3 protein-coding genes (1 of these 3 running past the window's edge) are annotated in these 25967 nt (G+C 52.8%); all 3 read right to left on the bottom strand.

The features are described 5' to 3' along the window. Tightly spaced (each overlapping or abutting the next), the 3 genes in view from AT705_RS23475 to AT705_RS23465 form a layout consistent with a single transcriptional unit that may run on beyond the window. A protein-coding gene (locus AT705_RS23475) for a non-ribosomal peptide synthetase (RefSeq protein ID WP_058798738.1) crosses the window boundary here: on the bottom strand, positions 1-9364 show its 5' portion. It extends 644 nt beyond the left edge of the window; the window shows 9364 of its 10008 coding nt (coding positions 1-9364); it begins with the start codon at positions 9362-9364; the stop codon falls past the left edge of the window. Continuing rightward, a complete protein-coding gene (locus AT705_RS23470; protein ID WP_058798737.1) occupies positions 9364-12888 on the bottom strand; it encodes a non-ribosomal peptide synthetase in 3525 nt (1174 codons plus the stop codon). The genes AT705_RS23475 and AT705_RS23470 overlap by 1 nt, the downstream gene beginning before the upstream one ends. Further along, positions 12888-25919 carry a non-ribosomal peptide synthetase gene (locus AT705_RS23465; RefSeq protein ID WP_167552020.1) on the bottom strand — a complete coding sequence of 4344 codons (13032 nt, stop codon included), beginning with the start codon at positions 25917-25919 and terminating at the stop codon, positions 12888-12890. The genes AT705_RS23470 and AT705_RS23465 overlap by 1 nt, the downstream gene beginning before the upstream one ends. Positions 25920-25967 lie beyond the last annotated feature (48 nt).

The following is a 25967-nucleotide window of genomic DNA, read 5'->3' as shown; positions in this document are numbered from 1 at the left end:
GGCCCATATACTCGATGACGCCGTCATTGCGATAACGCACCAGATCACCTGTTTTGTAGAGTCGCTGGCTGCTACCCGCTTCGCTGTCATCATAGAATGGGTTAGCAATAAAGCGCTCTTCGGTCAGATCTGCGCGATTGTGATAGCCACGCGCCAGACCATCCCCGCCAATATGTAATTCGCCGCATGCGCCCTGTGGTAACAGGTTGAGTGCGTCATCCAGCACATAGAGCCGGATATTCTGAATTGGCTTGCCAATGGGCACACTGCTGCCATAAGGCTGTGAACAATCCCAGTAGCTGACGTCGATGGCCGCTTCAGTTGGACCATAAAGATTGTGCAGCTGCGCAGAAGGTAACACGGTCCGGAACTGCTCGACATGGCTTATCTGCAATGCTTCACCACTGCAGAATACCTGTTTAATTGAAGTACAACGACTCAGGTCACCATGCTCCAGCATCACGCCCAGCATAGAGGGTACAAAGTGCAGCTTAGTGATCCCTGTTTCGACGATTAGGTCACTCAGGTAATCCGGGTCTTTGTGGCCACCTGGCTTGGCAATCACCAATTCAGCCCCTTTGAGCATGGGCCAGACAAATTCCCATACCGACACATCAAAGCTGTAAGGCGTTTTTTGTAATATCTTGTCGTGGGGTCCACAGCCGTACTCTTTGTCCATCCAGTCGATGCGGTTATGCAGCGCCTGATGTTCAAGCAATACGCCTTTTGGCATGCCAGTGGAGCCTGAGGTATAAATGGTATATGCCAGATTACTTGCACTGAGACCCATATCGCTCACCGCGATGTTTGTATCACTGTGGGCACCGTAGTCAAAGCCATCAAGCTCAACAACCTGCGCTTCGCCCAAAGCGACACGTGCAGCGACCTCTTGGGTACTCAGCACGACGCTGGCTTGGGCATCTTCCACCAGATATGCCAGTCTGGCACTGGGCAGCTCCGGATCCAGTGGCACATACGCACCGCCGGCTTTGAGAATACCCCAGATCCCGATGACCATTTCAAATGAGCGTTCCACACACAGCCCGACCAGTGAATCCGCACCCACGCCGTGTTCGCTGCGCAGATAGTGGGCCAGCTGATTGGCTTTGCTGTTGAGCGTTTCATAGCTCATTGTCTGTGTGCCAAAACGCAGCGCCGTCGCCTGAGGTGCGCGAGCAACTTGCTGCTCAAACAGCTCATGAACACACACCTCACGGGTATAATCCCGGGCCGTGTCATTCCACTGCTGTAATTGCTCATAACGCTCCTGCTCTGACAGCAGTGGCAGCGTATCCAGCGGATTGGCCAGCTGCGCCTGAGTAAGGCGCGCCAGATACCTGAGTACGCCCTGGAGGTGTTTATCCAGCGCTACAATGTGCTGCTCGCTAAATAGAGCAGTATCGTACAACCAATTAACGGTCAGCCCGGCATCGTCCAGGTCTATGTTAATTTCGATATCAAACTTGGTGGTACAGGCCTGTGGCAGCCTGGGGGTGAACTCCAGCCCTGCCAGCTCATGCCCAGGCCTGTCTGCCAGCGCAAATTCCGAATTGGTAGTCAGCATGATCTGAAACACCGGGCTATAGGCTGTAGAGCGTGGAATTTGTAAGGCATCTACCAACTGTTCAAACGGCACATCCTGATGTGACTGGGCACCAATATGAGCCTCTTTGACGTGCTCAAGGTAATCGCCCAAATTATGATGACGAGTATTGACTCTCAGCACCAGCGTATTGGCAAAATAACCGATGAGGCCAGCCACTTCTGGTTGCGCACGATTCGCCACTGGTGTACCAATCACAATATCGTGCTGATTGCTGTGGCGCGACAACACATAAGCCAGCGCGCTGTGCACCAGCATAAATGGCGTGATCCGGGCCGCTTCTGCAAAGCTCCTAATTCCCTGACTCAGCGTACCTGGTAACAAGCTGGTGAAACCTTTGGCACTGAATGCTTTTTCTTCCGGACGCGGCTTATCCAGTTGCAGACCATGCACGGCCGGTGCATCGCTCAGAGTTTCGCGCCAGTAATTGAGTTGCGTTTCCAGTGCTTTGGCACCGCCTTGCGCGTTACTCAGCCAGTCGCGCTGCCAGATTGCATAGTCGGCATATTGGATAGCCAACGGTGGTAATGCAGCCTCAGTGCCAGAGACGGCCGCTTCGTAGAGTGCCATAAACTCGTTAGACAGCAACTCCACCGACCAACCATCCGAAGCAATGTGGTGCATATTAAATGCCAGTACGCCACGCTGAGGTTGGTTATGTTCGGCATAATTAAGCAAGACATACTGAGCGCGGAGCATCAAATCGCTGTCCAGTTTAAACGGCGTCAGCGCATCTTCGCTCAGCAGCTGGTTAAGCCGATCTGTTTTGGCGCGTTCGCTCAGCTCACTTAAATCCTGCAAAGTCAGGGTCAGCTCGCCATGGCTGCGGATCAGCTGAACCGGCTCGGCGTCCTGCTCCAGATAGACCGTGCGCAACGCTTCATGGCGCGCCACCAGGCTATTCAACGCAGCCTGGGCGGCATCCAAATCTAATACGCCATCCACATCAAAGGCCACCGGCATGTTGTACTCAGCACTTCTGCCATTGAGCTTGTCGATAAACCACAAACGTTGCTGAGCAAACGACAGTGGCAGGTGTGCATTGTCTTCACGCGGCTGCGCCACAATGGGTGGCTGCACCACAACATCAGTTTGCTGTGCAACACGTTCAGCCTGCTGTGCGATTGTCGTTGCAGCAAAGATATCCTTAACACTCAGCTCGCATTCCAGCTGAGTTCGGATCCCGGCCAGCAGTTTCATCAGCAACAGAGAATGTCCGCCCAACTCGAAGAAGTTGGCCTCTACACTGACCTGACCATGCTCCAGTTTAAGCAAGTCCGCCCAGATCCCAACCAGGGTGTATTCAGTGTCATTGCGCGGCGCAACGTACGTCTGCTCACCCAGTCCAGCGTCCGGCGCAGGCAGCGCACGTCTGTCGACTTTACCATTGGCAGTCAGTGGCCACTGAGTCACGGTAACAATGGCGCCCGGCAACATATAAGCAGGTAATTGCTCACCAAGCGCTGCTTTTAATTGGCTTAGCCAGGTCTCATCTGTACTGGCTTCTGCACCTTTCACATACGCGACCAGTTGCAGCGTGTCATCTGCCAGTGGCATAGCCCGTACCAAAGCAGAGTCAACCATTGCCAGCTCAGCAATGCGATTTTCCACTTCGCCCAGCTCAATACGGTGACCGCGAATTTTAACCTGATCGTCCTGACGACCCAGATAATGTAGCTCGCCGTTTTCGTCATAACGGGCCAAATCGCCCGCACGATACAAACGCTCCCCAAGCCAGGGGTAACGATGGGTGTCGAATGGATTGTCAATAAATCGCTCAGCACTGAGTGCTTCGCGGTTAAGATAGCCGAGGGCGAGACCTGCACCACCGACATAGATTTCGCCCGCACACCCATCAGGTACCAGCTTTAGTGCATCATCGAGCAGTACGATGTGCTGGTCGCGCAGCGGTCTGCCAATGTTGATCGGCGCATTGGGTTCTATACGTTTATAGGTCACATGCACCGTGGTTTCTGTGATCCCATACATGTTAATGAGCTCAGTCGGCTGCTGTGCAAAGTGCGTCCACCACTGGCTAACATGACTTGGCGTGAGTCCTTCACCACCAAATACGATGCTGCGCAACGAAGGTAAGGCCTGTTGTGCCGTCACCAGATATTCGGTGAGTTGTTTAAAGGCACTCGGCGTCTGGTTGAGAATAGTCAGGGCGTTGCGCTGACACAAAGCCACAAACAATTGACTGTCCTTAACTTCATCCAGGCTTGGCATCAGCAGTTTGCCACCAAACAGCAGGGCGCCCCAGATCTCCCAGACACTGAAATCGAAGGCAAAGGAGTGGAACACACACCAGCAGTCGTCTTCACTAAAGTTAAAATCGGGCTGAGTCACATCAAACAGGCGACCGACATTGCGGTGCGTTTGTAACACCCCCTTTGGTCTACCCGTAGAGCCCGAGGTGTAAATCACATAGGCCAGATTGTCCGATGTATGCGTCGTTAACTGCACGTTATCCGTGCTGTAACCCGCTAATACCAGCTTATTCAGGTCGATAATGGGCGTGTCTTGAAGTGCCAGCGCATCAGCCACCTGATCTTCGCTCAGCACCAGCGCAACGCCCGCATCCTGACAGATAAAGTCGAGGCGTTCTTGTGGATAGTTAGGATCAAGCGGAACGTACGCACCACCGGCTTTGAGAATAGCCAATATGCCCACAATCATGTTGACCCCACGCCCCACGCAAAGACCTACCAGTGTATCCGGGCGGATATCGTGTGCTTCGATAAGATAGTGTGCCAGCGCATTGGCCCGCGCGTTCAGTTCGCGATAAGTCAGCGACTCTTGCTGATACACCAGCGCGGTGCGCTCGCCAAATTTGGCTGCCTGACTTTCAAACCGAGCCTGAATGCTGCTTGTTGGGTCTGTGTCGACGGCGTGTGATACATTCGCGCGCATCAGCGCATCTTGTTGTGCTTCGTTCAGGACACTGAGTTTTGCCACCGGAGTGTCAGACTCATCAAGCAACGCACGCAGCAACTGTTCAATGGCGCACGTTACATACTCGCCTATTGCGTTTATGTCGACTGAGCGGTCAACTTGCAGGTTGAAGGAAAACGCCTTGCCCCAGTCATCCACACATAAATTAAATGGATAGTTAGTACGCTCTTTAGCAGCGGTGGCCTGTGCGCCCCCTTGCGCTGGCGCTTCTGCCAGGCGGGAATGACGATAATTGAAAATGGCGCTAAATAAAGGCGTTTGTGCACTGACACCACTGCATGCCTGCGCTTCGGTTAGCGACGCCTGCTCATACGGCATCAACCCGAGCAGGGCCTGATCGACCTGCTGTAATAAAGTATCCGCCGCTTCATCTGCCAGATTTACACGCAGAGGCAGGGTATTAATCATCATCCCCATCATCTGCTCTATGCCCTGCTGGCCACTCATTCTGCCCGACAACACAGTACCAAATACCACATCCCGGCTCTGACTACAGGCCGACACCACCATGGCCCAGGCCAGATGGAAAAATGCCGCCGGACTCATACCACGTTGCTGCATCTGGGTGCGGATCTGCGAAGATAGTTGCTGGCTCAGTTCACGGTGTAACTCATTGCAGTGCAAATCATCAGCGCGGGTGCTGTCCAGCCCAAACGGATGGCACGGTGTCTCAATATCCCCCAGCTGTTCGGTAAAGTATTTACGACTATCCAGTTGCTCCGCATTATGTAGCGTCTGGGCAATAAACTGTCGATAAGGCAAGGCATCAGGCAGCTGTGCGAAAGTTTGCTCATCCATGGTGAGCTCACCCATAATCATTTCAACGGAGATGTGATCGAGCAAAATATGATGCTCTTTGAGCACCCCACAGTAGGTATCCGTGGCCGGATCATGAGCCAATTCCAGCTGCACCAAAGGTGCCAGCTCCAGATCCATTCGATGTACGCCCTCGGCAACATAGGCATCGAGTTTTGCCCGGGCATCCGTCTGACCAGAGAACGACAACCAGATTGGTAACAGCTCACAATGACGCAGTACCACCTGTAAAGGGGCTTGACACTCGCGCCAGGCCACCATAGTGCGCAGCACGTCGTAACGTGCAATGATTTGATTAAAGCGCGCAACGAAACTGTCGATCTGAGCTTCGCTGTCAAACTCCAGCGTGATGGTGGTGACATAGGGGTCGGATTTTTCCGTCGCACTGTGAACCAGGAATATGCTTTCCTGTAAAGGTGCCAGCGGATAGATATCCGCAATATTAGCGGCCCCACCCGGAACACGCTCACTTAGTGTATCCAGCTCGCTCTGAGTCAAAGCGGTTAGCGTCACCATATCTGGCGTGATCTGGGTACATTGTGCAGGGATGCCATTTTGCGGTAACTCAGGCTCGCTATGATGGGTGGCGTCTGTGATGGTTTTAGCCATCTCACCCAGCCCTCGAGCGTTAAACAGTGCCTGTACCGACGTACTCAGTCCTTGCTTTTTCAACCGGCTAACCAGCTCCATCACCATCAGAGAGTGACCGCCCAATTCGAAGAAGTTGGCCGCCATGCTGACTTCAGTCGGTTCAAGATTTAACAGCTCAGCACATAGCGCTGCCAGGGCGTGTTCCTGCTCAGTAACCGGGGCGAGGTATTCAACTTCATAGCCCAAACTTTGCGGTACCGGCAGTGCTTTACGGTCAATTTTGCCGTTTGGCGTTTGTGGCCATTCGTTAAGTACCACGAAACTCGATGGCACCATGTAATCGGCCAGCGACTCACTCAGCTGATTTTGCACCGAGGCGATCAGGGTTTGCTGTGCTTCATCCGTCAACTCACAGCTGGGCTTAACATAGGCCACCAGTCGCTGATTGCCTTTGTCATCACTTAGTGCCATCACCAGCGCTGAATCAACCTGTTCGTGTTCACCAATGTGATATTCGATTTCACCCAGCTCAATACGCTGCCCCCGGATCTTGACCTGATGGTCCAGGCGACCCATGTATTCGATGTTACCGTCTTCACGAAAACGCACCAAATCACCGGTTTTATACAGGCGTTTACTGGCGCTTTGCGGATAGAACGGGTTGTCAATAAAGCGCTCTTCGGTCAGCTCAGTGCGATTGTGGTAACCTCTTGCCAGGCCCTCACCGCCAATGTGTAACTCACCGCACGCGCCCTGTGGCAACAAATCAAGCGTATCGTCCAGTATGTATAACTGAATATTCTGGATAGGTTTGCCAATGGGGATGCTGCTGCCGTGGGGCATCGCGCAATCCCAGTAGCTAACGTCGATGGCCGCTTCTGTCGGGCCATAGAGATTATGCAACTGCGCGGTAGGTAATAGCGCCTTAAATTGCTCAACATGACTGATTTGTAAGGCTTCACCACTACAAAATACCTGCTCAATTGAACTGCATGTGGCCAGGTCGCCATGTTCCAGCATCACGCCCAGCATGGAAGGCACAAAGTGCAGTTTGGTCACACCGGTTGCGACAATCAGCTCATTAAGGTAAGCCGGATCTTTGTGTCCGCCCGGTTTGGCAATCACCAGCTCGGCCCCTTTAAGCATGGGCCAGACAAACTCCCATACCGAGACATCAAAGCTGTAGGGGGTTTTTTGTAAGATTTTATCCTGCGGCTTACATCCGTACTCATTGTCCATCCAGTCGATGCGGTTATGCAACGCCTGATGTTCGAGTAACACGCCTTTGGGTTTACCCGTCGAGCCCGAGGTGTAAATAGTGTACGCCAAATGCTGTGCCGTCAGGCCAATGTCGTTAACCGGAATATTCGAGCCCGAATAGGCGTCGAAGTCGAAGTTGTCCAGTGCAATGACCGCCGCATCGCCCAGCGATACTTGTTCAATGATCCCTTGTGTGCTCAGCACCACTCTGGCGCTGGCATCCTCCACCAAATAGTTCAACCGACCTGATGGCAATTCCGGATCCAGTGGCACATAAGCGCCGCCGGCCTTGAGAATGCCCCAGATACCAATCACCATTTCAAATGATCGCTCTGTGCATAAGCCAACTAATGCGTCCGGGCCAATCGCATGCTCAGTGCGCAGATAGTGGGCCAATTGGTTGGCCTTAGTGTTGAGCGTGTCATAATTCATGATACGCCCGTCAAAGCGCAACGCAATGGCATCTGGCGTGGCTTTGGCTTGCTGCTCAAACAGTTCGTGCACACAGCGCTCGCGTGAGTAATCCAACGCTGTGTCGTTCCAATCCAGCAGTTGTTGTTGACGCTCAGTGTCGGACAGCAGTTTCAACGTATTGGGTTTGGCTGACAATTCAGCTGGGGTCAATGCTGCCAGTTGCGAAAGTACGGTATTTAAGTGGTTAGCAATGGCGCTGACACGCTGCGCACTGAACAAAGCGGTATCGTAAGTGATCTCTATCGCCACGCCCTGCTCGTTCAATGCCACTTCAATTTCTAAATCAAACTTAGTGGTAACACTGCTGGCCGGACGCTGCGCGATTTGCAGACCATCCAGCGCCAGTTGTTGCTCCCTGACACCATAATCCGTGTTAGTGGTCAGCATGATCTGAAACAGCGGTGCATGAGCACTGCTGCGAGGTACATTGAGCTTTTCGACCAGCTGCTCAAAGGGCACATCCTGATTGGCCTGAGCGCCCAGGTGTACGGATTTTACATGGGCAAAGTAGTCTGTCAGGCTGGGCTGCTCTGTATTCAGCCGCAGCACCAGCGTATTGGCGAAATAGCCAATCAAGCCTTCTAATTCTGCGTGGCCCCGGTTGGCGATGGGCGTACCAATCACAATGTCATAGCTGTTGCTATGACGTGATAGCACATAAGCCAGTGCGCTGTGGATCAGCATAAAGGGAGTCAATTGCTGCTGGCGGGCTAAGTTTTGTAAAGCCTGCGCCTGACTCGCTGATAACTCGCTGCGTACCAGTGCACCATACAACTGCTTAGTCGCAGGACGCTCAAAGTCCGGAGTAATACCGTGGACAGCCGGCGCATCAGCCAGCGTTTTTTGCCAGTAGGTGAGCTGCTCGGCAAGCGCCTCTTTAGTCAGGTGCTCACGCTGCCAGTGTGCATAATCGTTATATTGCAATGGCAATGGCGCCAGGTTCGCAACCTGTCCGGTGACTCTTGCCTGATAGGCCTGAACAAACTCGCGGGTCATAATTTCCATAGACCAGCCATCTGACACTATGTGATGCATATTCAGTAGTAATACGCCCTGCTGTGTGCCATCACTGTGTTTATGCGTACACAAATAGGTCACTCTGAACAACACATCAGCCGTCAGATCAAACGGTGTCAGAGTATCGCGCTCAATGTGTGCAGCCACGTCTGCCGCCAGATCGTCACTGTCACACAGGTCGATGCGGCGAATATTAAGCGCCGCATCATCTCGGATAGTCTGTCTTGGTCCATCCTCAGAATCATAGTATCCGGAGCGCAAAATAGTATGGCGCACCAAAATATCGTTGAATGCATCTTCTACGGCCGCCAAATCCAAACGACCCTGCACATCCAGTGCAAGCGGGATATTGTACTCGGCCGAAGGCCCTCGTAGTTGCTCTAAAAACCACAATCGCGTCTGTGAGAAAGATAAAACGCTTTGTGTTAACCCCAGGGCAGGAATACTGCCTGTCGATTGGGTTAACGCATCTGCTTTTATCGCCTGCTGGCTCAACAGCTCAATAAGCTGAGTTTTGTTTTCCTTGAGTGCGCTTCTCAGCTCATCAGTCATACTGCCTTTTGCTGCTTTAAACTTGAGTTTGCCCTGCTCGACATACAGATGAACGCCCTGTGATATCGCTAACTCGAAAGCCTGATGTACATTCATTAAATCTCACCATCCTCAACTAAATCCTGATCGCAGATACTGTCTGCCGCCTGTGCATTGAGCTGTTGCATTCGCAGCAGATCGATGTGCTGGGCCAGCTGGGCCAGTGACTGCGCCGTAAAAATGTCCTGCATGTCTATCTGTTGTAGCTGTAATTCCGGGTCCGATGTGATCGCTCTGACCAGTTTACTGACCAGCAGAGAGTGACCACCCAGCGCAAAAAAGTTGGCTGAGGTGCTTATTTCGCTTTCCTGCAAATGCAGTAATTGCGCCCAGATGTTAACCAAGCGTTGTTCGCTGTGTGTTTCAGGCGCAATATATTCACCTTCAACGGCGGCTAAATCTGGCTCCGGCAGTGCACGCTTATCAATTTTACCGTTACTGGTCAGTGGCCATTGAGATACCGGAACAAACATTCCGGGTACCATATAATCCGGCAGTTTATCGGCCAGTTCCGTCTTGATCCGCTGGATAACCGCTTTATCATCATTAATATTTTCATGACCAGAGACACTATTTTTGGCATTTTTGTTGTTCAACTGAACATACGCCACTAAGTGTTTGGCACCCGTTGCACTGGTCGCAACAGTCACCACTGCCGCATCGACATCAAGACACTCACTCAGCAAGCCTTCAATTTCACTGATCTCAATCCTGAAGCCGCGGATCTTCACTTGTTGGTCGATCCGACCCAGATATTCCAGCTCGCCATCCGGCAGATAGCGAACCAGGTCACCTGTTTTATACAAGGTTTCGGTTACACATTTATTGTGCCCATCGAAATAAGGGTTAGAGACAAATCGCTCTGCGGTTTGCTCCGCTAACTGGTGATAACCACGTGCCAGCCCCACACCACTGATGTAGAGCTCACCTACTACGCCCGGTGATAACAGGGCAAGGTTACTATCCAGCACAAAGGCACTGGTGTTTTTCAACGGTTTACCTATGGTGACTTTCTGTCCGGGGCGTAACTCTGCCCAGGTAGCACAGATAGAGATCTCAGTCGGGCCGTAGGCGTTGACCATCCGATACGCGCCGCCCCACTGTTCAACCACTTCCTGATCGCAGGCCTCTCCTCCTACTGCCAGCGCTTTAAGCGCCAAATCGTTACGAAACTCCATCATGGCCAGAAAAGCCGGTGGCAATAACACATGGGTAATGGCTTCGCTGTGCAACAGCTGACCTATGCTCTCCGGAGACAGACGCTGAACACTGTCGGCTATCACCAACGTAGCGCCGCTCAGCAGTGCCATTACGTACTCCCAGGTGCCAGCATCAAAACTCATAGATGCAAAGTGCAGTACTTTGCTTTGTCCGTCCACTTTCAGGTAATGGCGGTGGTTAAACGCGATATTCACTATCCCTTTGTGTTCAAGCAGCACGCCCTTTGGCTTGCCGGTTGATCCCGAGGTGTAAATAGCATAGGCCAGGTTCGAAGATGTCAGGCCTGCTACCAGCTCACCTGGATTGTGGGTAGCATAATCGACAAATGTCTGCACCACTTGCTCATTACCCAGGCCATCAATGCAGATACTGTGGTAATCGGTTAAGTCCAGCTGCTCAATAATAAAATGTGTAGAGAGGATAATTTTAACGCCGGAGTTTTCCATCATGTAGGTTACGCGCTGACGCGGGTAAGCCGGATCCAACGGCACATAGGCTGCACCGGCTTTAAGAATGGCCAGTGTACCGATGATCATTTCCAGCGAGCGCTCAACACATAAGCCAATAAAGGTATCCGGCGTTACCTGATATTCACGGATCAGGAAATGTGCCAGCTGGTTGGCACGCTCATTCAGTTCGCGATAAGTCAGCTGTTTGTTACCGAATTTAATGGCAAGCTGATCTGGAGTTTGCAGCGCCTGTTCTTCAAACACCTGATGAATGCATTTATCGACCGGATAATCAGCCGTATTGTTATTCAGGCCGTTGATCAAATAGGATTCCAGCTTGTCACCCAGAATAGACAGTCGATTTAATGGTAAAGTACGACGCGCCTGCGGCGACATATCCGCCAGCGCGATCAAAGCGTTATTAAAGTGCTCACTGAGCTGCTCAACAAACTCAGCATCGAACAGAGCCACATCATAGTTCCAGATAGTCTCAATCTGGTTGTCACTGATATTCAGCGCAATTTCCAGATCAAATTTAATCGCCGGATGGCTGCCTTCCAGCGGCGACAGGCTCAGGTCAGGTAGTGCCATCAGGGCCGACTCATCGTTGCCGTCAGTAAACTTATCATTGGTGGTCAGCATGATCTGCACCAATGGTGTGTATGATGAAGTGCGTGGCAAGTTCAGTGCATCAATTAACTGCTCAAAAGGCACATCCTGATTCACCTGCGCGTTCATATGCACCTGACGAACATGATTAAGATAGCCCTCCCATGTGCCATGGCGGGTATTCAGGCGCAAAGCCAGCGTATTGACGAAACATCCAATGAGCGGGCTGAGCCCCTCATCGGCACGGTTTGCCACCGGCGTGCCAATGACAATATCTGACTGGTTACTATGACGGCTAAGTACCACACCCAGGACAGCGTGCATCAACATAAACGGGCTTAGCTGGGCCTGTCTGGCCACCTCGCCTAATTGCCGGGCCACGTACGCAGGCAACGTTGCCGTGACATGTGCCCCCTGGGTCTGTTTTACTTCCGGGCGATGATGTTGGGTTGGCAGGCTGTGTGTCAGCGGTGCATCCTCCAGTGTCTGCTGCCAGAATGTCAGCTGTTTCTCAAACTCGCCGCCCTGCATTCTGTCTTTCTGCCAGACAGCAAAGTCAGCGTACTGTAGCTCCAGCTCAGGCAACGGGTTGACCTGATCGGCAGCAAAAGCCCGGTACAAGGTCACAAACTCATTGACCAGCACGTCCATTGACCATCCATCAGAAGCAATGTGATGCAGCGTCAGCAATAGTACGCCGCGCTGATCATGACCGGTTCCTTGCAGCTTCAGGTACTGTCCTCGGATGGACAGCTGCTGAGTCAGATCAAATGGGCGTTGTGCTTCTTCAAGCAGGCACTGAGACAATTGCGCCTGCTGCTGTTCACCCTCACTGTCACTAAGGTCGACAAAACCCAGTGAAAAGTCGTACTCAGGCAAAACATGCTGGCGTACTTCATCGTTCTGTTCGCGATAGACAGTACGCAAAATCTGATGACGCGACACTATGGTGCTCAGCACCTTTTCAACCAAAGTCAGTTCCAGTGCGCCTTCTACATTCAGCGCAACCGGCATGTTGTACTGACTCTGCCCGGATTGCATTTGCTCCAGCAACCAGAAACGCTGCTGAGTATAAGAGAGCACACAGCCATCCGGATACTGTCCGGGTCGCGGCCCCTGCGCATTACCAGACGTCCCTTCTGCATGTGACAGAAATGCAATGATCTCTGCCTTATTTGCGATGATGTCCTGCTTCAGTGTGGCCGGAAACTCGCTCACCGTCAGGTCAAAATGTAGCGCGCCCTCTTTGGCATACAGATAAACCCCTTGATCTGCTGCCGATTTAACTAATTGTGCAATCATTATAGTGTTCCACTCATCATTACCGATTCATTGGCTTTTTTGTCTTCGAGATATTTTTGTGCCTGCTTGCTCTCAATTACCTTCGAAAGGACCGCTAATTCTGCAGCGTCGTAAATTTCCCGTAATGTCAGCTCGATTTCGAACTGGGTTTTAATTGCGCCCGCCAGTTTGATCAGATAAAGCGAATGACCGCCCAACTCGAAGAAGTTGGCACTGGTACTGATCTGCTCGCTGTTGAGGTCGAGTAGTTCCGCCCAAATTGCCACCAGGGCATGTTCTGTCTCACTTTGCGGTGCAATGTATTCCTGACCTGCCAACATACCTTGCGGTGCTGGCAGGGCTTTTTTATCTATTTTTCCGTTTGGCGTCAGCGGCCACTCGTCTATCAACACGAACTGGCCAGGGATCATGTGCGCCGGCAAATCGCCTTCCAGCGCGCTTTTCACGTCGCTTAACCAGGCTTGTTGCCGTGTCACATTATCGATTTCCTCTCTTGTCTCACATGTGAGACAAGGCTGTAGGTAGGCCACCAGATAGTGCCCCCCATCGCTGTGTTCGCGTGCCATCACTAGAGATGTCGCAACATCCGGGTGGGTATTGAGGCGATGCTCAATTTCACCCAGCTCAATCCTGAAGCCCCGGATCTTAACCTGGTCATCTATTCGTCCAATAAATTCAAAATGACCATCTTCGCGATAACGCACTAAATCGCCGGTGCGATACAAACGCTTGCTGTTATTGACCCCATCAGCTTCATAGTAAGGGTTATCAATAAAACGTTCGGCCGTCAGCTCAGGGCGATTTAAATAACCCCGTGCAACACCTGCACCACCCAGATAAAGCTCACCCACACTGCCGGTCGGTAACAACTCCTGAGCACTCCCCAGTACATATGCCTGGCTGTTGGCGATGACCCGGCCAATATCCGGCACCTGATTCAATGCGGTAGTAAAACGTGCCGCAGTTGAATAAGTGGTGTCTTCCGACGGACCATATAAGTTACATACCGCCACACCCGGACAGGCCTCTAAAATCTGATTCACCTGCTGTGCAGTCAGCGGCTCACCTGCGAGGTTAATGACTTTCACCCCGTCAGGTACCGCGCCCACTTCCAGCAATGCCTTCATCGCCGATGGCACGGTATTGATCATGCTGATATCTAACTGCTGCTCTGCGAGCGCCATGGCATTTTGTACAATCACACTCTGATGGCCAAAACACAGCGGCAAGAACAACTCGTAAATCGACAAGTCAAAGTTCAGTGACGTCGAGGCCAGCACTTTGCTCAGTTCAGCGTCGCTATAGGCTTGTTTCGCCCACTGCAACATTGCCACGGTATTGCCATGTTCAATCATCACGCCCTTCGGCTTGCCGGTCGACCCTGAGGTGTAAATCAGGTAAGCCAGACTCTGGGCCGACACGCCGGTTTCTGCCCGCGTTAAATTGTGCGCAGGATAAGCTGAAAATATGTCGTGATTATGTGACTCTGGTGTGTCCAGTAAAACGACGTTAGCATACCCCAGTGTTATCCCTTCTGCAACATTCTGTTGACTTAACACCACATCTAAACGTGCATCCTCAACCAGGTAAGCCAGGCGCGATTGCGGGTAGTTGGGATCCAGCGGGACATAGGCACCACCGGCTTTGAGGATACCCCAAATCCCGATCACCATGTCCAGCGAGCGCTCAACACATAAGCCCACTAACGAATCCGGTCCGATATTGTGCTCGGCGCGCAGATAATGGGCCAACTGGTTCGCTCTGGCGTTCAGCTCGCCATAACTCAGAGTCTGCTCACCAAAGCGCAGCGCAACCTGCTCCGGCGTGGCAGCTGCCTGCTGCTCAAATAATTCGTGAATACACAGCTCTCGCGGATAATCCAGCGCGGTGTCGTTCCAGTTATGCAGTTGTTGTGTGCGCTCCGTCTCATCCAGCACACACAAACTCTGTACCGCAGTGCTGCTCTGGCTGTCCAGTAAATCCAGCACCTGAGTCAGGGTCACTTGCAGGTACTGTGCAATGCGCGCCGCCGGGGCGCGTTTATCTACCTGAAGCTCAAACCCAAAGCCATCGCCGAAATCATCCACTGACAGGTTAAACGGATAGTTGGTTCGCTCCTCGGTAGCCAGCACTTTGAACCCGGCATCCTGCTCCAGCTGTGACTCCGCTACCGCCGAGTGACGATAGTTCAGCATCGCGCTGAACAGGGGCAGCTGACCACTCACGCCGCTGCAACGCTGCGCCTCGGCCAGCGACACCTGCTCGTACGGCATCAATGCACGCAGGTCATCATTAATGTGTGCCAGCAGGCTCATCGCATCCTGCTCACTCAGCGACACCCGCAATGGCAGGGTGTTGATCATCATCCCCATCAGCTGGCTGCTCAGGCCATCATCGCTCATACGACCGGATAAGACAGTACCGAACACCACCTCCGACTGACCGCTACACACCCCCAGCACTTTGGCCCAGACCAGATGGAACAGCGCCGCCGGACTGCTGTGGTACTGACGAGTCAGACGGCGAATGCGCTGCGCCTGTGCGTCATCCAGCGTGACATGCACCGTCTCAATACCCGAGCCGTCGTTTAATACGTCTGTCAGACCATAAGGCAGGGTGGGTTCGCTGACATCCCCAAGCATCTGAGTGAAAAAGGCCTCAGTATCCAGACTCGCGGTGCGTGCCAGTGTGCGACCGACAAACTCCCGATAGGGCACCGGCTCTGCCAGGCTCGCTTCATTGCCCCGCAGCAGTGCCGTCAGCTCGTGCACCAGAATTTCCAGCGACACGTGATCTGAGATCAGGTGGTGCTCACATAACAGCGCATAATGCTTGCCCTGCGCGGCGTCTTCACACACGCTCAGTTGCAGCAGCGGCGCATTTTCCAGCTCAATCCACAGCGGCTGCTCAGCCACATGCGCACTGAACGCGGCCCGGACATCGCCTTCCCCGCTAAAGTCCAGCTCAGTTACGGGCAGCTCTACCTCACGCTGTACCACCTGAAGTGCCGTGGTGCGGTTGCGCCATAAGATGGCGGTGCGCAGCACATCGTGGCGGGCAATCAGCGTATTCAATGCCCACTTAAAGCGCTCAAGGGACTCGCGGCTGTCGAACTCAAACGTGGTGCTGGTAACATACGGGTCCTGCCCTTCACTCATGGTGTGCACAAACAACACACCTTCTTGCAGCGGTGCCAGCGGGTAGATGTCCTGAATGTTGGCCATGCCACCGGGGATAGTCTGTGCAATATCAGTAAGCTGTTGCTCATCCAGCTCAGTGAGTGTCACCATCTGCGGGGTGATTTTGCTACAGTCCGCCGGAATTAAATTGGCGGGCACACGACTTGATTCCTCACTCCCAAGTGCCCGAACCTGGCGTGCCATGTCCTGTAGCGTGTGTGCCCTGAACAAGGCCTGCACGTCAGCCTGATACTGACGTGCGCGCAGCTGACTGACCAGCTGCATAATCAACAATGAGTGGCCCCCCAGCGCAAAGAAATTAGCATGGACACCCACCGTATCGACGTCCAGCGACAACAACGACGCGACGATGTCGACCACCATTTTTTCAGCGTCGGTTTGTGGTGCCTGATAAGGCTGCTCCACCGTTTTAGCCGGCAGAGCCAGCAGTGCTCGCTTGTCCAGCTTGCCATTGGCTGTCAGTGGCCACTGGTCCACAAAGCTGTAAGCCGACGGCACCATGTAATCCGGCAAGTTGCCGCTCAGGTGCTGTTGCAGTGCGTCAATCAGGCTGCTGTCCTGCTCACTTTGAATGAAAGCACGCAGCACCTTACCACCCCTGTTCGTACCATCAAGAGTAGCGGCCTCGGCCAGTACCACCGCTGATTCAACCCGTTCATGACTCATCAGCTGGGTTTCTATCTCACCCAGTTCGACCCGGAAACCACGGATCTTGACCTGATCATCGCTGCGTCCGACAAACTCGATTTCACCGTCTGCGCCGTTCCGCACTAAATCACCTGTTTTATACAACCGAGCGCTCAGCGCCGGGTTGGCCGGATCAAAATACGGGTTATCAATAAAGCGCTCGGCGGTGAGTTCGCTTTGATGCAGATAACCACTGGCCAGACACTGACCACTGACATACAGCTCGCCCACCACGCCCGGCGGACATAACGTCAGCTGCTCGCTGAGCACCAGAGTCGCAGTATTGACGTTGGCGCGGCCAATAGGCACCGCACGCGGGTCATCGTAACCGCCGCTGATGGCATAGCCAGATGCGGTGACTGTGGTCTCAGTCGGACCATAGGTATTGAGCAGCACAAAGCCCGGTTTAAGGGAAGCCACCGAGTGTTTGTCCAGTGCTTCACCGCCGACAATCACCAGTCGCAATGCCAGAGATTCAAGCTCTGCTTCGCTCAGCGCCAGCATATGCCAGAACGCCGTTGGCAGGCTGGCCACACTGATGGCATGGCTGTCGCAGAAGGCGATAAAGGCCTCGCGGCTCAGCGACACCTCTTCATCGCGCAGCACCAGGGTAGCGCCCTGCGTCAAAGTCGCCAGCCATTCCTCGACGAAAATATCGAAGTTCATAGTTGAGAACTGCAACACGTTGTCGGCTTCGGTGATTTCGTAACGCTGCTCACAGTTAGCGGCAAAGTTGATCAGGTTATGATGGCTTATCATCACGCCCTTAGGGTTACCGGTTGAGCCCGAGGTGTACATCACATAGGCCAGATTATCCGGGGTCAGCGCCACATCCGGGTTACTGACTGGATAGTTTGCAAACTGGCTGGCGTTATCCAGCGGCACAGCCGTGACGTTAAAGTCATTCAGGATCCCGGCGACTTTTTGCTGAGTCAGCACCACAGACAAGCCGGTGTCTTCGACCATATACGCTAAACGCTCCTGCGGATAATCCGGGTCCAGCGGCACATAGGCCCCGCCTGCTTTAAGGATAGCAAGCACCGCCACCATCATTTCCAGCGAGCGGCCCACACACAGACCCACCAGGGTATTCGGGCCCACCTGATGCTCGGCGCGTAAGTAATGTGCCAGCTGATTAGCGCGTTCGTTGAGCAGGTGATAGGTCAGGAATTCATCGTCATAACTGACGGCAACACGACCCATGGTTTTAGCAGCCTGTTGCTCAAACAGCTGATGTACCGAAGCTTGTGGTAAGGCCACAATCGACCCCTGTTGTACACTCAGTAACGCCTGGCGCTGCTCGGCAGAGTAGGTAGTCCACTGCGCCGGTGATTCCTCGGAATCGCGCATTGCGTGGTGCAATAAGTTATCGATGGCAGTATTCATCAAGTCAGCCACCAGCGCCAGGGGGACGCGCGCATCAGCCTGGAAGTCGAGGGTGAACTCGTCACCAAAGTCATTGACCGACAGATCCAGCGGATAGTTGCTGCGTTCACGTACCGCAGCAATGTCATAAAGGCTGCTTTGCTGCTCATCAAGGTTTTCAGAGTGGCGGAAATTCAGCGTGGTGCTGAACAAAGGCGAGCTGGCATCAACCTGCGAATGACGCTGCGCTTCGGCCAGAGCCACCTGCTCGTAAGGGATCAAACCCTGCAGCTGATCATGTACCTGGGTCAGCAAGGCCCTGGCATCTAGATTGGCCAGCTGGACACGCACCGGCAAGGTGTTGATGAGCATACCCAGCATGCGTTCTACACCTGCTTCACCGCTCATACGCCCGGACAATACAGTGCCAAATACCACATCCTGCATATTACAACAGTGACTCAATACCTGCGCCCAGGCAGCATGGAACAACACCGCCGGACCCATTTGTAACTGCCGCGACAGCTGACGAATACGTTCACCCTGCTCTGGTGCCAGCGCATAGCTGAGCTCCTGCGAGTTCGACCCATCACCCAGCGTATCTGCCAGGCCAAAAGGTAGAGTTGGCGTATCAACATCTCCCAGACGCGCCGAGAAAAATGCTGCGCTGTCAAGGGTGTTGGCAATGTGTTGTGATTTGGCAACGAACTCACGATACGGTACCTGAGGCGGCAAACTAGCCTGCTCGCCCGCCACACACATAGCCAGCTCTTCGAGGATCAATTCAACCGACACATGGTCAGTGATCAGGTGATGATGCTTAAACAAAGCATGCACTTTGCCACTCGTCTCATCCCGAACAACCTGCATGCGCACCAGCGGTGCCTGCTCTACATCGATTTTGTGATTACCATGCTCAACAAACTCATTAAATGCAGCCAGCACATCTTGTTCAGCACCAAAGTCCAGCCACTCAACCAGGCTACCCACCTCGCGCTGAACCACCTGCACCGCCTGTTCACGGCCGCGCCAGAGGATCACGCTGCGCAAAATATCATGACGGGCAACGACCTGCTCCAGGGCCGCAACGAAAGTCCCAAACTTAACCTCATCTGCAAAGGTCAGTGCCGCAGAAATCACGTACGGGTCAAACTCCTGCTGCAAGGAGTGCGCAAATAAAATGCCTTCCTGTAACGGTGCCAGCGGATACATATCCTGAATGTTTGCCATGCCACCCGGCACCTGCTCAGACAAGGTATCGATATCGCTTTGGCTCAGGCTGATCAGAGGTAACATCTCTGGAGTAATGGATGTCGTTTCAGCCGGTATACCATTTGCGGGCACTTGCCAGCTGTGCTGTGCGTCAAGCTTGCTCACCGTTGAGGCCATCTCGGCCAGCGTCTGGGCTTTAAAGATAGCCGCCGCTTCTGCCGTATAGCCGGCTTGTTTAAGGCGGGCATGGATCTTCATCACCAACAAGGAGTGGCCGCCCAGCTCAAAGAAATTCGCGGTACGGCTCACTTTGCTCATTTCGACACCGAGTAGCTGTGACCAAATCTCACTCAGCAGGCATTCAATATCGCCCTTTGGCGCCTCGTACTGACCCTGTCCAGCGGCCAAATCAGGCTCAGGCAGCGCACGCTTATCAATTTTACCATTCGCATTCAAAGGCCACTGCGTCATTGCCACAAATGCGCCGGGGACCATGTACGGCGGTAAACTGTCACCCAGCGCTTCACTTAACCAGTAGCTCAGCGTCTGACCTTCAGGCACCTGAACCGCAGACTCAACATACGCCACTATCATGGCATTATTACTGAGGTCTTTGCGGGCAACGACCAGCGCCTGCTCAACCTGTTCCAGCGCATTAAGTTTGTGCTCGATTTCACCAAGCTCTACCCGGAAACCACGGATCTTTATCTGGTCATCCACTCGTCCGACATACACAATCCGGCCTTGTTCGTCATATCGCACCAAATCGCCAGTTCGATACAACATCGAAGACTGGTCTGGTTCAGTGGAAAATGGGTTAGGAATGAATTTCTCAGTCGTCAAATCTGGACGATTCAGATAACCCAATGCCAACCCGGCACCACCGACATACAATTCACCTACGGCACCAACGGGCAAAAGCTGCTGTTGCTGCGAGAGAATAAAGCACTGATCGCCACAGATGCCGGTTCCTATCGGTAATACTCCACTCGCCAGATCTTCTCTGGTAAACGAGTGGCAGGCTGTGAACGTGGTGTTTTCAGTCGGTCCATAGCCATTAACAAAAGTACAATGAGGGTTGGTCGCCATGGCGCGTTTAAGACCATTCAGTCGGGCCGCCTCACCACCAGAGATCACGCATCTTAACGATGGTTGCTCAACCTGCGAGCGACTCCATTCATCAAACAGCCCGGTAGTCAGGAACATATCCGTGATCTGTTGCTCGCCGATCACTTCGTCCAAACGAGACACAGTTAAAAACTCGTCGGGGAACAGTACACAACGACCGCCATTGAGCAGTGGTCCCCATATTTCTATGGTCGCTGCATCAAATGCGATGTTGGCACACTGTAAGAAAGCAGTCTCATCACCAAGCTGGATAAAGTCAGGATTATCCACCAAGCGCACCACCGCACGGTGTGGCGTCATAACCCCTTTAGGGTTACCCGTTGAGCCTGAGGTATAAATAATATAAGCAAGCGACTCAGGTGACTGAGTACCCGCAGCCACAGGATTGTCCGTCCCATAGTTCGCAAACCGGGCACTGTCATTATCTACGGCCAACAAATGGGCATTGCTGAAAGCAAGTCGCTCACAGAGTGCCGATTCAGTCATTACTATCTGAGCGCCACTGTCTGCCAGCATATATTCGAGACGGTTTTGCGGGTAATTTGGCTCCAGAGGCAGGTAAGCACCACCTGCTTTGAGAATAGCCAAAGTCGCAACAACCATGTGAACTGAGCGACCAATACACAAGCCCACTAAAGTGCCATCAGTCACACTATATTGCTCTCGTAAGTAATGTGCCAGCTGGTTTGCCTGTGCATTCAGCTCGCCATAGCTAAGTGCCTGCTCGTTGAGTTGCAACGCAATGGCGTCCGGCGTTGCTGCGGCTTGTGCTTCAAACAACTGTTGGATCTGCATGTTGCTGCGATACCAGGGCGCATTCGCCTGCCATTGCTCCAGCTGATGTTGTTGCGCTTGCTCAGGCAGCACACTGTAAGAGACTGGCTGATCCGGTGTTTCTGCTAATGCAGTCACCAGCTGCGTCAGCGCGTTAGTCAGATAAGCTGCAACCTGCTGTACATCGACCTGCTGATCGATTTGATATTCAAGCGAGAAACCTTGTCCCAGGTCGTTTACTGACAAGCCGAACGGATAGTTAGTGCGCTCTTTGGCACTTAGCAAAGTCCACGCAGCATTGTCCTGCAGTACCGCAGTAACATCATCCTGCGTGGCAGAGTGACGGTAGTTCAGCATGGCGCTGAACAGCGTTGCGCCGCTGGCAAGACCACTGTATTTTTGTGCTTCGGCCAGCGATACCTGCTCATAGGGCAACAATGCTTTGAGGCTTTTATCAACCCGCTTAAGTTGCGTCAGCACCGGAGCATCATCCAGAGAAACACGCAATGGCAGGGTGTTGATCATCATCCCCATCATGCTCTCAATGCCCGCCATGCCATTCATTCGACCTGACATAACACTGCCAAACACCACATCTTGCGCGCCACAACAGGCCGCTATCACCTGTGCCCAGGCCAGATGGAACAGCGCTGCCGGGCTCAGCCTTTCACGCCGCGCCAGGGCACGAATGGCCTCACTCAGTTCAGCCGGTAATGTGTCATGATGATCAACGATAGTCTCACCACTACCCGTCACTTCACTCAAATCAAAGGGTAACGTGGGGGTTTCAATATCACCCAGTTGCGCCGAGAAAAATCCGGCAACGTCCAGATTGCGGTTGTGCTCCAGGGTGTGGGCAATAAAGGCGCGATAAGGCAAAGGCGCAGGCAGTGCACTATCAGGCTCATCACATAATTGCCGTAACTGGGAGACTAAAATATCCAGCGATACGTGGTCGGTCGTCAAATGGTGGAAGATCAGCAATGCATAGTGCTTGCCCTGCTCGTCGGCCTCCGTGATTGCCAGCTTGATCAAAGGCGCCGCTTCCAGATCCAAGGTGTGCGGATGCTCCGTCACGTAGGCTTCAAAAGCCGCTTTAACTGGTTGCTCAGTATCAAACACCAAATGTGACACACTTAACTGTGCCTCACGCAGCACCACCTGCAGCGCCGTTTCGCGCTCGCGCCACATCACCGCCGTGCGCAGCACATCGTGAGTCGCAACCATATGTTGCAATGCCTGCTGGAAATTCGCTAACTGCGCGGCCCCCTGAAACTCAAACGCCGCAGTCGTAACATAAGGGTCTGCATTGGTATTCAGGGTATGCACAAATAACACCCCTTCCTGCAGGGGCGCTAAAGGATAAATGTCAGCAATATTGTTATGCTCGCCCGGGAGCTTTGCCGCAATTTCGTCAATTTCCTGCTGACTCAACTCGACCAGATTGAGCATCTCAGGTGTCACCCGTGCACAGCCTGCCGGGATACCATTGACAGGCACACTAAAGGTTTGTGACTGTTTGCCTTGCTTATCGAGCAGCTCCGCCATCTCCCGAAGCGACACAGTGGCAAACAAATCGTGTACCCGTGCCTGCCAGCCCAGGCCCTGAAGCTGACTGGCCAGCTGCATCAGCAACAGTGAATGACCCCCAAGCTGGAAGAAGTTGGCAGTCGCGCTCACCTCTTCCACTTTGAGTAACTCAGACCACAAAGCAGCCAGCGCAACTTCCGTGTCGGTTTGCGGTGCGAGATATTCTCCCTGCAAAGCAATGGTTGTGCTGGCCAGCAGGGCTTTCTTATCAATTTTTCCGTTCGGAGTCAGTGGCCACTGGGTCAGTAACGTGAAATGCCCTGGCACCATGTGTGCAGGCAACTCCTGCTCAAGCGCTCGTTGCAGGGCAAAAACAAACTCAGCCTCATCCGAATCTGTCACTGGCTGCTCCGGGATCACACAGGCCAGCAGCTGATTGGTGCCGCCCTGACGCTTCGCCAGAACCACACAAGAATGTACCTCCGGCAATTTATTCAGGCCATGCTCAATCTCACCCAGCTCGACACGGAAACCTCGCACCTTTACCTGATCATCGGCGCGACCAACAAACTCCAGCTCTCCATTTGGTAAGTAACGCACCAGATCGCCACTGCGATACAAACGCGCTCCCGTCTGTGGGTTTTGTTGGTAATAAGGGTTGGCGACAAACTTATCCCGGCTCAACTCAGGACGGTTCAGATAGCCCTGTGCCAGCCCGGCACCACCGATGTACAACTCACCAATAGAGCCAATCGGCAACATTTTTTGATATTCATCCAGGACAAACAAAGACACATTGTCGAGCGCCTTACCGATGCGGATCGCATTGCCCGGCAACAGCTGGCACACCGTGGCACAGACCGATGCCTCTGACGGACCATACGCATTATAGAAACCATAACGTGCAGACCATAAATCCATCAGCTCCTGCTCACACGCTTCACCCGCCACAATCAGACATTGCAGCACATAGTCGTCACGACATTCCATGGTCGCCAGAAATGCCGGTGGTAAAGTCACATGGGTGATCTGCTGCTGGACAAATAAATCGGTCACCTTTGCCGGCTCCAGACGCGCTTCATCGCTGCTGATCACCAAAGTCGCACCGTTTAGCAGTGCCATCACCCAGTCCCAGGTACCCGCATCAAAACTGATTGAGGCGTAATGTAAGACCCGGCTTTGTGCTGTGATAGCGAATCTGTCTTGCTGATTTTGCGCCAGATTGACGATACCCTGATGAGTACACATCACGCCTTTCGGTTTGCCCGTCGAACCCGAGGTATAAATCAGGTAGGCCAGTTCGTCACTGTGTTGCTGTATCTCTGTACTGAGGTTGCTCTCGCTAAACTGTGCCCATTCGCAGGCCTTTGGTTCAACAGCCAGATTATCCAGCAAGATCACTTTATCAGCAGCAAATGCCACCGATTCGCTACAACGGGTATTGGTAAGGATCACGCTCACTGCAGAGTCTTCCATCATATAGGCGAGACGGTCTGTGGGATAATTGGGGTCCAGTGGCACATACACCCCGCCCGCTTTCAACGTGGCAAGGATGGCTATCATCATTTCAAGTGAGCGATTAATGCAGACACCCACATAGCTGCCCGGCATCACTCCTTGTTGCACCAGATAATGAGCCAGCTGATTAGCCCGTTCATTCAGCGTCTGATAGCTCAGTGAAGTTTCTCCAAACACCAGGGCCGGCTGCTCAGGAGCCGCCACAACTTGTTGCTCGAATACTTGCTGAATAGTTAGCTGGGTAGCATAGTCACTCTGATTGGCGTTCCAATCAAACAGCTGCTGCTCGATTTCCTGCTCACTCGCCAGCGTATAATCGCCGATAAGCATGGTTGGATTCGATACCACGTCTGCAATCATAGTCGTCAGGCGGCTGACATGGCTATCTATTTCATCGTCATTAAAGAAGTTGCGGTCAAAATTAAATTCGACATGAACGTTATTAATATTATCATGGCTGCGCACATAAATAGACAAAGGGTATGAGCCGAATCCGCTGTTCAGTATCACCTTACGGCTAGACACTTCACCAAACTGGGTATCCGAAGGGTGTTCTTCTACAGATAACTGAATATCGAACAGCTGACCTTCGCCATCATTAAGCGGTCTGAGATCGCGAATGATTTCGTGCAGCGGGTACTTCTGATATTTGTAACTGCGTTTCAGCTCAGCCGCCACGGACTTAAAGGTATCAGCAAAGCTATCGGTACGAGAAAATGCCACACCAACGGGGATCACTGAGGCCATCATGCCGATAGTCTGACGCAGCTTGGCTGAGCTGCGGTTGTGCACCGGCATACCGATGTGAACCAGATCACGCTTGTCGTTCATTTGTGAAAAATAGACAGCGATCAGAGTCGTGAAAAAGTGTGTGGCCGAACAGCCATATCGTGCGACAACAGCCCCTATCTGATTGTACTGTTGCTGCGTAAATTCGTATTCACGGCGGGCGAAAGGCTGATCATCAAACTGATTGGTTTTCTTCAGCAGCAGAGGATCCGGTAAGGTTGTGAACTTCTCCAGCCAAAAAGCCTGATCTTTTTCGAACCGACTGCTCTGCCGGTAGGCCAGATCTTTTTCAATAAACTCGCTATATGACGGACGCTCAGGGACCTCTTTAAAAAAGCGACCTTGCCCATCCATTGCCAGATAGGTTTCGCTAAGGTATTCAAGGAATAAGCTGCCCGCAATGCCATCTACTATCAAATGATGGAACACCATGCACATGGCACTTTCCTGCTCGGAGATTTTTAACCAGTGAACACGCCATAAGCAGGGACCATAGATATCAAAGGGCGTAGACATCTGATTTTGACAGTAGTCGGCCGCACGCTGATGCGCATCCGGGTAGCCACTCAGGTCAATACACTTCCAGTCCAGTTCCAGGTCATCATTGATAGTTTGCCACGGCTGTGTGTCTTCCATTACCAAATTGATCCGATAGGCGTCGGTGTGTGCCACGACGTGATCCAGTGCATGTTTAAAGCGTACAGGGTCCAGTGCCCCCGTTAACACAAACCGACCCCCAACGTTATACAGCGGGGACTCACTTTTGAATACTTGTTCCATCCAGACGGGTTGCTGGGATGATGTCAGGGGATAACGTCTATTACTCATGATTGGTCTATCCATACTCACTGGTCCCGGTGTGCGGGAACCTTGATA

Origin of the sequence: Pseudoalteromonas rubra (assembly GCF_001482385.1) — a bacterium.
In the GTDB taxonomy this organism is placed as follows: domain Bacteria; phylum Pseudomonadota; class Gammaproteobacteria; order Enterobacterales; family Alteromonadaceae; genus Pseudoalteromonas; species Pseudoalteromonas ardens.
The sequence above is the reverse complement of the archived record's forward strand: the minus strand, read 5'-3'. Positions and strand labels throughout refer to the sequence as shown.

Coding starts and splice junctions, on each gene's coding strand:
- AT705_RS23470 (WP_058798737.1), bottom strand. CDS start 12,888: ATGATTGCACAATTAGTTAAATCGGCAGCAGATCAAGGGGTTTATCTG.
- AT705_RS23465 (WP_167552020.1), bottom strand. CDS start 25,919: ATGAGTAATAGACGTTATCCCCTGACATCATCCCAGCAACCCGTCTGG.